Source organism: Moritella sp., from assembly GCF_013215705.1.
GTDB lineage: Bacteria > Pseudomonadota > Gammaproteobacteria > Enterobacterales > Moritellaceae > Moritella.
Genome location: NZ_JABSQR010000023.1, coordinates 55,635 through 67,672 on the forward strand (window position 1 = coordinate 55,635; position 12,038 = coordinate 67,672).

Consider the following 12,038-nt stretch of genomic DNA (forward strand, 5'->3'; position numbering starts at 1 on the left):
AAAGTCGAAGTAAAAAGTCGAAATAAAGTGCGAAATAAGCCAGAACACTATTAATCAAAAGTACTTACAGCACTGACCTCAAGCGTAAGTCAGTGCTAACAATATCCTGTAAAAGTGCTGTGAAAAGGAATTACTCATGTCAGACAGTTTAGTATTACAACTTGCCAAAGATCTGCTTAGTCGTAAATCAGTGACACCCGAAGATGCCGGTTGTCAGCAGATGATCATCGAACGTCTTGAAGGCCTAGGTTTCACTATCGAAACCATGGTATTTGAAGACACCACTAATCTTTGGGCTCGTCGCGGTACCACTGCCCCAGTATTTTGCTTCGCCGGTCATACCGATGTAGTACCTGTTGGAAAAATCGAAGATTGGGATACTGACCCGTTCGTCCCTACCGTTATCGATGGTTATTTACACGGTCGTGGCGCAGCAGACATGAAAGGTTCTATCGCATCATTCTTAGTCGCTGTCGAAAACTTCGTGAACGAACACCCCGATCACCAAGGTTCAATTGCCCTACTGATCACCAGCGATGAAGAAGGCCCGTTTATCAATGGCACAACACGGGTGATTGATACATTAGAAGCACGTAACGAAAAAATCGACTGGTGTATTGTCGGTGAACCATCAAGCACCAACAAAGTCGGTGACATTGTTAAAAACGGTCGCCGTGGTTCATTAACCGGTGACATCATAGTGAAAGGGATTCAAGGTCACGTGGCTTACCCACACCTTGCCGACAACCCCATTCACAAGCTCGCGCCAGCATTAACTGAACTAAGCCAAGTGGTATGGGATCAGGGTAATGAGTACTTCCCTGCGACAACACTACAGATCACTGATATCCGCAGTGGCGCAGGTGCAAGTAACATAGTACCGGGCGAAGCGACTTGTCAGTTTAACCTGCGTTATTCTACCGAGCTAACAGCGGACTTAATCAAATACCGTATTGAAGGCATCTTCGAAAAACACGGTTTAAACTACGACATTAGCTGGATCCACAGCGGCCAACCCTTCTTAACTGAGCCGGGTAACTTGCTAAACGCCATTACCGATTCAATTGAAAGTGTGTGTGGTTACCCATCAGAACTATCTACCTCTGGTGGCACATCAGATGGTCGTTTCATCGCGCCAACCGGTGCACAGGTGGTTGAATTAGGCCCTGTAAATGCAACGATCCACAAAGTAAATGAATGTGTGAAGATCGCTGATATTGAACAATTAGCAGAAATATACGAGCAAACACTGGTTAAATTATTAGCGCAATAACTTTATGTTTAATCACTTTATGTTTAATAAAGTGTAGCGAAATAACCACTCAGCATTAACAACAGTGCCGATAATGATGGTTTGTTATAGCTCTAACAAACCATCATTCATGCTGAAAGAAAGCCATCATTTGTTCCGCCAATATGGTTTTATCATGACATAATAACCCAAACCACCTCTTAAACTCCCTCATTACCACCGCCATTTAAACTCGACGCAATATAAAAAACCGATAACCCCATCACATTCCATAACAAATTTTATATTTTATTAACAAACCATAAAGTTCATTATTTACAACACATTAACATAGATTAAATAGCCATTACGGCGTTATTTAGAGCGCTGACAGTCAGTCCTCGTTCCGGCCGTTAATTGACTTTAATCAATGTCTGGCATATTGTTTATGCAGTTGCATAGTTTTGCAAAACGCTTATTTTATTAATGACAAGTTTGTTAATGACATGTTTTTAAAACATGTTTTTATAAAAAGGAAGTAGAATGGCTTTAATCCAAGCGCCAAATTCAGTTGTAATGGTTCGACCATGGAAATTCTTCTCGAATCCAGAAACTGCAGTTGATAATGCTTTTCAAAAAACCGGCCTCGATGTACAAGACTCGCTTGAGTTAGATCGCACCGGTATATCACTACAAGCTAAAAACGAATTTGATATCGTCGTCGCAGGATTAAACGAGAACGGCATCAACGTCCATGTATTTGATGATTTTGGTGACCGTGATACACCAGATTCCGTATTTCCAAACAACTGGTTCTCGACCCACAGTGGCGGCCATGTTGCCCTATACCCAATGTTTTCACAAAACCGCCGACGCGAACGCCGCAGTGACATTATTGAAATGTTAAAAGCGCAGTATCGTGTGCAAGATGTTATCGACTTCTCTGGTTTAGAGTGGGATAACCTGTTTCTTGAAGGCACTGGTGCGATGGTACTTGATAACGTTAACCGCATCGCCTACACAGCTAAATCAAACCGTTCTAGCGAAGTGATCCTTGAACGCTTCTGTACCACATTCCAATACGAACCAATGGCGTTTGAAACGGCTGATGCCACAGGCACTGCCATTTATCATACCAATGTGATGATGTGTGTAGCGTCTCAATACGCGCTTATTTGTTTAGACATGATCCCAAATGAAGCACGTCGCGCAGCAGTTAGACAGCGTTTAGAAGAATCAGGCATTGAAGTGATTGAACTGAGCTTCGACCAAATTGATAACTTTGCGGGTAATGCCATCGAGCTCACAGGTAACGGCAATAGCCATTTGGTTATGTCGCAACGTGCGAGAGATGCATTAACACCCGAGCAAGTTGCACGCATTGAAAAGCACTCAAATATATTAGCCTTTAGCGTACCGACTATCGAATTAGCCGGTGGCTCGATCCGCTGCATGATCGCAGGCATTCACTTAAGCCCGCGAACGTAAAGCACGCCCTTGGCAGTAAAAATTAAAGTACCCAAATTCAAATAATTTAAAAGATATCACTTATGGAAAAGGAAAAGGTTATGGAAACCAGTTATGTAAAATCAGCTACAGGTGAATTGAAGCAAGTATTACTTTGTTCACCCACTTACCTTAATCTGTCGCCAATCAACAAGATTGCTGAAGATTGGTTAGAAAAAGGTGAGCGCATTGATCAGCAGAAATGTTTAGATGAACATCAACAGCTGATCAATATTTACGAGCAAAACGGCATTAATGTCGAAGTACTTACGCCGACAGAAAACTTGTCGAGTCAGGTATTTGCCCGTGATTTTGGTTTTAATATCAAAGAAGGTTATGTACTTGGCCGCTTTAAAGAAGAAATTCGCCACGCAGAAAGCCTACTGTATGCAGAAAAATTGGCCGAACTAGGTGTGCCAATCATTGCCACTTGTCACGAAGGTGTACTTGAAGGCGGTGACTTCTGGCAACTTGACGAAAAGACTTTAGCCATTGGTACGCTACAGCGTTCTGACGAAAAAGGCATTCAAAGTATTCGTGAACAGCTTGAACCGTTGGGTTATACGATTATTGCGGTGAAGTCGAAACCAGAATACCTGCACCTTGACATGATCTTTAACATTGTCGGTGAAAAGACGGCCGTGACTTATTACGACGGTTTACCACAAGAATTCAAAGATTACCTCGATGAAACGGGTTACGACCTGATTAAAATTGAGGAAGCAGGCGTATTCAAACACTTCTGTAATCTACAAGCATTAGGTAACAAACGCGTTATCTCGTTAAGCGCAAATACCGATGTAAACGCGCAATTACGTGAACGTGGTTTTACAGTCTTTGAACTGCATTCTACCGAGATCTTGAAAACGGGCGGTGGTCCACACTGCATGACGTTCCCGTTAGAACGCCACTAAAAATTAATCCGGCAGTGTTTTCTTATGTATTTATGAGAGCTAGATCTAATACTATTTACATAACAGGTTAGATATTATCTAACGAAATAGATAGGATAGCAGACGCACTGTCGATACCGATATTGACCAGTTCATTATCTTTGAATTTGTAGGCTGCCATGCTGCCTTCGAGCCATAAACCATCAATCAAAGCATTGATTTTAATGGCTAGGATTTCACATTCATGATGATCAACTGTAATATTTTCGGTGGCTAATGCAGCACTAATCAACGGCGCTAATATTTTCGTTGTTTTAGCATATTCATTAGTTCGAATGGCTGCCATTTCTGGGTCGATATAAGTCATCGGCAAGAAATTAGCCCATAACAATACGGTACGTGGTGACACGATTGGCGCTGATAGCGTCGCTTGAATAAAGTGCTGTAATCGGGTTTTGGCGCAAATATCCACATCGTTTATTTCGATACGGGCATTAACGTACATAATTTCGAGTAATGCGGAATACGCCGCGCGGATCAGTTCGTCTTTACCGGAAAAGTAAAAACGGATCAGACCGTTGGTGACATTCGCATATTCAGCCACATTACGTACTGTGGTTTTTTGTAAACCTTCGTTAGCAATGCAATCAAGTGTGGCATTGATTAACTCTTGTTTACGGTTTTTACCTTTTGTTCCTTTCGCTGGCATAGGTAGGTATTTAATCCGTATTTAAGTATAAGAGGTGTTTTACAAAACAAAATTAATCATACCCCTAGGGCGTGATGCTGGCAATTTATTAAGCTAAACCTAATAAAATAGCACTTAAACCGATACATACAACAAGTGTGTATCTCACAATTAAACGTATTAGATAAACCACTCATTGATTGCTGTAATCATGATGGTAATGGAAAAATTCGATTTTTCTCTTTTACCTTAGACAGAATTAAACAAGGATCACCATGATTGTTTTAGAGATAAAAGATATTAAAGCGGTAATTGCGAAAGTAGGCTACCAAGACTTCTTTGCACAGCTTAATGATACATTAACTGAAGATTATAAAAATTGGCACGACTTTGATAAATCACCACGTGTTGCCAACCATGTTGACGGTGGCGTTATCGAATTAATGCCGATTTCTAATGCGGAAATGTACTCGTTTAAATACGTAAATGGCCACCCAAAAAACCCAGCACAAAACAAAATGACAGTAATGGCAACAGGGCAATTATCATTAACTGAAACTGGCGAACCGCTGATGTTTTCAGAAATGACTCTGCTTACTGGTTTCCGTACTGCAGCTACATCAGCAATGGCAGCGAAGCACTTAGCCAAGAAAGATTCAGAAGTACTCGCGTTAATCGGTACTGGCGCACAGAGTGAATTCCAGTTCTTAGCCTACTCGTTCATCTTTGACTTAAAAGAAGTACGTTACTTTGATACTGATCCTGCAGCTATGCGTAAGTTCGAGAAGAACATGGCGCGTTTCGACATTCGCCTAACACCGTGTAAAGACGCAAGAGAAGCGGTTCAAGGTGCTGATTTAATTACCACGTGTACAGCAGACAAGAAATACCAAACAGTATTAACCAAAGACATGATCAGCAAAGACGTATTCATTAACGGTCTTGGCGGTGATTGTCCTGGTAAAACAGAAATCGAAAAAGAACTCGTAGAAAGCGCAACGATTGTTGTTGAATACCTACCACAGTCACGCGTTGAAGGTGAGATCCAACAACTGGGTGCTGACTTTACGTGTACAGAACTACACGAAATTGTGAAAGGCGAGAAAACGCTGAACGTAGCAACAGACGGCACTATCTTGTATGACTCAGTTGGTTTCGCACTGGAAGATTACTCAGTACTACGCTTGGTTTACAAACTGGCTAAGCAACATAACATCGGCACCGAGATGGAATTAATTCCTGAACTGGATGATGTGAAGAACTTGTTCTCACTACTATAAGCAAAGCGCCCCCTAGTCTGTCGCGGCTAGTTGGCAATTGTGAAAGTTAATAAGCCTTTGGCCAAAACACCCACGGTAAGCATTGTAATGCCGTTGGGGTTTTGGTCATTTTTGTTTAATCTGCTGGCACCTCTAGCGTTTAAAGCATTATTCTAGCGTTCAAAACATTATTCTCACGGCTAAATTTTATTTTAAAATAGCTAAACACCGCCTAACCCCGCGTAAATACTGACTTTCGAGTCAAGAAAGTAAACGTGTCATTGGATCGGTATGAAATTAGCCCTTTACAAGATATCGGTCCTTGGACTAATATCTATTCGTATAGGCGCGTTGATGAAACGCGACTTCCTCGCACACACGATTCGCTTGTACCGCTTAAACTAAAATCCTTATAATTTTTTGCACAGTACCATCCATAAACCCATTGATTTAGGGTTTTCCTTGCGCCCGCAATATGTTGCAGCGCAAGAATAAGAGCCTGTGCAAACAAACAGAAGATAGATGTCATGCGTATAGAACAAGAATTGAAGCTAGGTTTTAAAGATGTACTTTTCCGCCCAAAACGTTCGACGTTAAGAAGTCGTTCACAAGTAAGCTTAGAGCGTACATTCACTTTCCCTTCCAGCAAGTACACTTGGACAGGTGTACCGGTTATTGCTGCAAACATGGATACTGTAGGCACATTTGAAGCGGCAAAAGAACTTGCTGCACACAAAATGCTAACAGCTGTGCATAAGCATTACACTGTAGCTGAATGGAAAGAGTTCCTAGAAGCAAACCCAGAAATCTTTGATCACATCTTTGTATCAACTGGTACATCAGATGCGGATTTCGAAAAACTTCAACAAGTTCTAGCATTAGATGAGCGTTTACAGTTTATCTGTATCGATGTAGCTAATGGTTACTCAGAATTTTTTATTGAATTCGTACGTAAAGTACGTAAAGCCTACCCGACTAAAACGATTATGGCTGGTAACGTAGTTACTGGTGAAATCACAGAAGAACTTATCTTGTCTGGCGCAGATATCATCAAAGTTGGTATCGGTCCTGGTTCAGTATGTACGACACGTGTTAAAACAGGTGTTGGTTACCCACAACTGTCTGCAATCATCGAATGCGCAGATGCTGCGCACGGTCTTGGTGGCATGGTTGTTGGTGACGGTGGTTGTTCTTGTGCTGGTGATGTTGCTAAAGCATTCGGCGGCGGTGCAGACTTCGTTATGCTTGGCGGCATGTTAGCTGGTCACGACGAAAGTGGTGGCGAGCTGTGTGAAGTTAATGGCAAGAAAACCAAGAAATTCTATGGCATGAGCTCAACAACTGCGATGAACAAACACGCAGGTGGTGTTGCTAAATACCGTGCTTCAGAAGGTAAAACTGTAGAAGTACCTTACCGTGGTCCAATCGAAAATACTATTTTCGATATCCTAGGTGGCGTTCGCTCTACTTGTACTTACGTTGGCGCAGCGTCATTAAAAGAGCTAAGCAAACGTACTACCTTTATCCGCGTACTTGAGCAAGAAAACAACGTATTCGGTAAAGAATAAATTAGTAATTAAATATGTAGGTCTAGAACTACATATTTAAACTAACAAAGGCGAGCATTGATATGGGCATGTCCATTATTGTGTTCGCCTTTTTGCGTTTATGGATGGTTGAATAGATTAAACAGCGCTAAATCTTACATACTCTTACGTTTCAATCGTTTACACTATCACAACGCAGACGTATCATCATGAATCATGAATCATTACTTTATTTAGGTTAAACTTTGATGGCCCGTATACAAAAATTTGTATTTATATCCCTATTAACTACTTTGCTAGCATCATGTTCTTACCATGAATACGACCCATCAAAACCTGATGAATATGCTAAATATTGGTGTCAATCAGAACACAGAAATAATTCCATACTTGCTATTCTTGAGACTAATCAGGGTAAAGAAGACCCTATCCCAGATAATTGTGACATATACTATAGGTAACCTTTTAATCTACATTCTTTGGTGTTTAGTCGGGATTACATCATCAATAGTAAGCGTTAAGTGCACGGTTTCAGTTAGTGCTTCAGCATACGCTTTGTAAGCATCTGGCTAACCATAATACAAAATCAAATAGAAAAAATTATACTTAAATAATCTTTAAGATCAGATTAAAGTCCTAAGAAACGCTTATTCTGTTATTGTAAAATTAAGTGCAATGCCGTTCGAAACGAGTGACTCATTAGCCTATTCATCTTTTAGCGCTATTAGATCGCTGTTCGCACCTGAGTATAGTCAGTTTATGCGTTTGCTATTAATTGTAATAAAAATGAAGAAAGCTTCCAATTAGGAAGCCAAATTCAATGAACCACTACATAGCGGATCTATATCCATATATCATTTGTTGCAGTAAAACTGTCAACGTCATTATCACCTGTATTAAGCACACCACGAGGTTCAATTAATAACATTTTCACTTCACCATCAGCGAATGGTTTATGCTCGATGCCTCTAGGGACAACATACATTTCTCCACGATTCAAAGTGACATGTCCATCACGAAAATCTATACGAAGGTTTCCCTCCAGAACTATAAACGTCTCATCCGTATCTTGATGTTCATGCCATTCGAAGTCACCTTCTATTTTTACTATTTTAATTTGGTAATCATTCATTTCAGCAATTACCTTTGGTGACCACTGCTCATTAAATAAACTTAACTTTTCTTTAAAATTGATTGCTTTATAATTGTCGGAGGCCAAATGATCAGACATAATATATTTCCTTTTTTGAATGTATATCGATGTGAGTGTATTCATGAGCCATGATTTAAAACTGTTTGCCCCAAATAGTCTTGAACGTTTGTGCAAAACTAAGTTGGTAGATAAAATGCGTAGCAGCAAGCCTGTTAACGGGGTAGAGATATTACAGGCGTGGTTTGCAGGTCCAGCATATGATACGCATCGCCACGATACATATGCTATTGGGCTGACGGATCAAGGGGTTCAGTCATATGACTATCGAGGCGAAAAACGAACAAGCACTCCAGGAAAAGTGATGGTCTTACATCCGGATGAGTTGCACAATGGGCGCGCTGGCTCCGATGAAGGCTTTGGATATAGAATGTTATACGTTGATCCGGCCTGCATCTCTGACGCTGTTAGAGTGATCGTCGGCCGCCCCTGCCCGTTACCATTTGTTAGAGAATCGGTATCAGAAAATAAAGTGCTGGCTCATGCAATTCAACTTGTATCTATGTGCTCAGAAAAGGCAAAGGAAACTTTAGCCAGAGATGAAATAATCTTACACTTGGCAAACGGTTTAATTGCTGGAGATCCCGATTGCAATAAATTAAATAAAAAGTACACAATTAATTATCAAGCAGTTGATAGAGCTCGTGAATATTTATACCATGCTAATAATCGAATTGTGCACTCTACTGAATTGGAGAAAGTCACAGGTTTAACTCGCTATGACTTATCTCGGCAGTTTCGCAAAGTGCTGGGAACCAGTCCATATAGATATTCAGTCAATCGTCGTTTAGATGCTGCACGTCAATTGATCCAACAGAATAAACCTATTGTGGAAGTTGCTTTTGAAACAGGATTTTCTGATCAAGCACATTTTAGTCGACTGTTTAAATCTGCGTGTGGTATTACACCTGGCCGTTATGCGCACTTTCTACGTCCAGCTACAAAAAACGCGATGCCAACAGCTAAAAGAAGCAATATAGATGGCTCAGGGACTTCGTTTTCGGTATAGCCGATGATGTTATCAATAGAGAAGGCAGCTCCACCGCCAGAAAATTCAGCATGAACCAAATTTTGAAAGGCATTAGAGACTGTAAATAGCTCAAAGTCATCAACACCGTTGCGGCCATCAAAAATACCGTCCAACACAAAATTTTCTGAGACATGAATCCCTAGGTCAGTAACACCAATGAGCGTTATTGCGCTCGCATTTGCCTGTCCGTGTTGCCGGAAATAGAATCCACATTAATGGTAAAAGCTCCATTATGCACAAAGGCAACTTGTGTGCCGTTGTTTGTATACAAGACCTCATTATTACCAAGAGCAATATGCCCATTTCCATCTCTGGAAAGCACGAAATTATTGGCTATAAAACTGTTAACAATTAAGTGTGTAAATACTGACATGCAAGAAGGGGCAGGTAGAATTGATAGCATCATTGTATGTGTTGCTAGGCATAAAAGACGACAACTGTATCGAGTCCAAGTGCCGAAATTTACTGGTATTCATCTACACGAAACTTTGAAATCTACGTGATAATGTTCATCATGACGTACCCAAGACCGTTTTTTAGAGAACTGAATATTATTTTTAAGATAGTCTGAATGCTTAGTTTTAAGTAGATCTGGCTGCAATTCAGGATCAAAGATAACCCTCCACAGATCAAAACCTTGTTTTTGCGACTCTTTATGTAACTCGACGATATGAGCAGCTAATGCGTTATAATCAATTTGAAATTCTTCAAATTTCCCCGAAGCATCAAATTCAATATTGTAACCAAATTTATTAAAAGGGTTTGTAGGCAAATGGACTGACTTATCGTTGTCATTTTTAACTGGAGTCATAAAGTCTACAGACAAACCATTTTGATGGGTTTTATGCGGACGGAATTTACCACCGCTCTCATAACCAGTTTCTGCATATTTATATACAGTATCTGGCATAGTAACTTCTAGGTTTTTATAGGCATTGAGCAATATAGATTTAACACTAGAATGCACATAAGTTCGACCTGCAAGTCTAGCAATAGTACTGTAGCCTACAAAGTTTTTACCACCGCTTGGTAATTCAACACCATTCTCTAAGCTACCATTTGAAGTCGTCCCATGACATACGCTTGTATTAGAATATGCAGTTTGGGAAAACAGCATCAAAGTAATTAAAAACAATCTACTCATTAAATATGCAACTCATATGGTTTGAATGCTAACGCCGACAACACCGGAAATTAATTTGGAGGCGAAGCCAATGCTTTAATTTTCCCGGTGCTCGCCCTTGCTAAGTGCAACGGCTTTAAGCGGCAGTATAAAATGGTGCCTAAGGCTCCAAATAAGTGGCCAAAGTGATCTATTCTCATATCTAACGCTTCATTAGAGGAACTTTTAAGTTCAGAATCTAAGCCCATCATTATTGCTAAAAATAAGAACAGTGATATTGCTAAAATCCATTCCTTGGTGGTTAATTCTTCTTCATCTGTAAAGTACGCAGCAGCTAGACCGAAGATACCGCCAGACAACCCACATACAGCTATATTTTCAGAATAGACAAATATCGATGGTATAGATGCTAAGCCCCCCACAAGAAGAACTGCAAAATACCTCTTTGCTCCAACCCTACGCTCATAGGCAGAGGCTAGACCTAAACCAACAACATTTGCAGCGAGATGGACCAAATTACCATGGATGAATAGATGCGTTATGGATTGTAACGGCCAATTTAAAAACTGATCGACATCATTACTCAGAGCCAAAGTTCTAAACACATTCTCATCTACAATAATGAAACTAAAGTTTGTTGTAAGGAGGAATATGAGAAGAATCAAAACGCCTGAACATATAGAGGCCCAAACAAGCTTCAAATTTTGGCTATAAGTAATTGGCACAGCCTTCAAACTGCTCGGAGCTGGCTTTATTATAATCAATAAGCCAACATAAACCGCAACTGTAATAAGAAATATAATCATTGGGCTAGAGGTATATTGCGCTCAATATGTTGTTGAACATCCGGCAGCAACTTAGCTACCTTATCTACGCCCTTCAATTGGGCTTTTATTTTTATTTTCCGATTGTTTTTAAATTTAAACTTCATCGGCCTTTGTAATACTCCCTTTCCTATTTTTACACTTTCTATATCGTTAAACTCAAAGAAATCATGTTCCTTAAACTTTCCTAGCAAGCTTAGTTTGTGAAAAGATATCCCTTTCTCAGTGACAGCTAAGAAGTAAGTTTTCATGCTTAGAACGAAAAAAGGGCCAATTAGGAAAAAAAGCCAGAAATTTGGTGGGCTTACTGCTTGAAAAAAACCGATTAATGAATCTCCATCATTAAGACTCTCTTCAATGTACTCTTTAGCCTGTTCTTTATTCATCGTTACTCCAAATTAGTTTATGTAATCTCTGGTAAGAACTTAATATTTGTATAACAGGACATCTCGATTACCCAAATCTATTCACCTTAGTCAATAACAACTAATCAAATGAAAAATAAGATACTAATCTGATATTAAAGCCGATTCTGAGAAATTGTGCAGTCCTGTTCTTTCTTTTTAAAGTCCTGTTAATTATTCATCAGGATAAATACACTGTTGATTTTATTGATATTTAATTTTATAGCAAGGAAAAAAGACCATTATCTGATAAAGTGTGACAGAACTTGGAAATAAATAGCACGGTACTAAATTGAACTTCAACTCCCCCGTCCCTAAGTCTT

The 12,038-nt window shown here is 39.9% G+C and carries 12 protein-coding genes; 6 read left to right on the top strand and 6 right to left on the bottom strand.

What is annotated here, in order from left to right; genetic code table 11:
- Positions 1-136 precede the first annotated feature (136 nt).
- The 3 genes from dapE to HRT96_RS15390 all read left to right on the top strand — a co-directional run bounded on the left by dapE (position 137) and on the right by HRT96_RS15390 (position 3,651).
- Positions 137-1,273 carry a succinyl-diaminopimelate desuccinylase gene (dapE, locus tag HRT96_RS15380; protein ID WP_293158523.1) on the top strand — a complete coding sequence of 379 codons (1,137 nt, stop codon included), beginning with the start codon at positions 137-139 and terminating at the stop codon, positions 1,271-1,273.
- Between the two features lie 501 nt (positions 1,274-1,774).
- The gene (gene ctlX, locus HRT96_RS15385; protein ID WP_293158525.1) at positions 1,775-2,719 is read left to right on the top strand and encodes a citrulline utilization hydrolase CtlX; all 945 of its coding nucleotides are present in this window, start codon (positions 1,775-1,777) and stop codon (positions 2,717-2,719) included.
- 80 nt (positions 2,720-2,799) lie between these two features.
- On the top strand, positions 2,800-3,651 hold the full coding sequence (locus HRT96_RS15390; RefSeq protein ID WP_293158527.1) for a dimethylarginine dimethylaminohydrolase family protein: 852 nt from the start codon (positions 2,800-2,802) through the stop codon (positions 3,649-3,651).
- Positions 3,652-3,718: 67 nt separating this feature from the next.
- On the opposite strand, the gene HRT96_RS15395 is transcribed toward HRT96_RS15390, so the two are convergent.
- On the bottom strand, positions 3,719-4,339 hold the full coding sequence (locus tag HRT96_RS15395; RefSeq protein ID WP_293158528.1) for a TetR family transcriptional regulator C-terminal domain-containing protein: 621 nt from the start codon (positions 4,337-4,339) through the stop codon (positions 3,719-3,721).
- Between the two features lie 254 nt (positions 4,340-4,593).
- Between HRT96_RS15395 and HRT96_RS15400 the strand changes: the two genes are divergently transcribed.
- On the top strand, positions 4,594-5,598 hold the full coding sequence (locus tag HRT96_RS15400; protein ID WP_006031281.1) for an ornithine cyclodeaminase: 1,005 nt from the start codon (positions 4,594-4,596) through the stop codon (positions 5,596-5,598).
- 506 nt (positions 5,599-6,104) lie between these two features.
- Positions 6,105-7,145 (top strand): GMP reductase, encoded by a 1,041-nt coding sequence (locus HRT96_RS15405; protein WP_293158530.1) that lies wholly within the window; start codon positions 6,105-6,107, stop codon positions 7,143-7,145.
- 820 nt (positions 7,146-7,965) lie between these two features.
- On the opposite strand, the gene HRT96_RS15410 is transcribed toward HRT96_RS15405, so the two are convergent.
- Positions 7,966-8,355, bottom strand: coding sequence for a cupin domain-containing protein (locus tag HRT96_RS15410; RefSeq protein WP_293158532.1), 390 nt, complete (start codon positions 8,353-8,355; stop codon positions 7,966-7,968).
- Positions 8,356-8,398: 43 nt separating this feature from the next.
- Between HRT96_RS15410 and HRT96_RS15415 the strand changes: the two genes are divergently transcribed.
- Entirely contained in the window at positions 8,399-9,343 is a 945-nt protein-coding gene (locus HRT96_RS15415) for an AraC family transcriptional regulator (protein WP_293158534.1), read from the top strand.
- On the opposite strand, the gene HRT96_RS21970 is transcribed toward HRT96_RS15415, so the two are convergent.
- The 4 genes from HRT96_RS21970 to HRT96_RS15430 all read right to left on the bottom strand — a co-directional run bounded on the left by HRT96_RS21970 (position 9,250) and on the right by HRT96_RS15430 (position 11,697).
- Entirely contained in the window at positions 9,250-9,480 is a 231-nt protein-coding gene (locus HRT96_RS21970) for a PEP-CTERM sorting domain-containing protein (protein WP_366051186.1), read from the bottom strand. The two genes, HRT96_RS15415 and HRT96_RS21970, sit on opposite strands and share 94 nt — an antisense overlap.
- 356 nt (positions 9,481-9,836) lie before the next feature.
- Positions 9,837-10,508, bottom strand: a complete 672-nt coding sequence (locus HRT96_RS15420; protein ID WP_293158536.1) for a penicillin-insensitive murein endopeptidase — start codon at positions 10,506-10,508, stop codon at positions 9,837-9,839.
- A 50-nt stretch (positions 10,509-10,558) separates the two neighbouring features.
- Positions 10,559-11,293 (bottom strand): rhomboid family intramembrane serine protease, encoded by a 735-nt coding sequence (locus tag HRT96_RS15425; RefSeq protein ID WP_293158538.1) that lies wholly within the window; start codon positions 11,291-11,293, stop codon positions 10,559-10,561.
- Positions 11,290-11,697, bottom strand: coding sequence for a hypothetical protein (locus HRT96_RS15430; protein ID WP_293158540.1), 408 nt, complete (start codon positions 11,695-11,697; stop codon positions 11,290-11,292). The genes HRT96_RS15425 and HRT96_RS15430 overlap by 4 nt, the downstream gene beginning before the upstream one ends.
- Between the last annotated feature and the right edge of the window lie 341 nt (positions 11,698-12,038).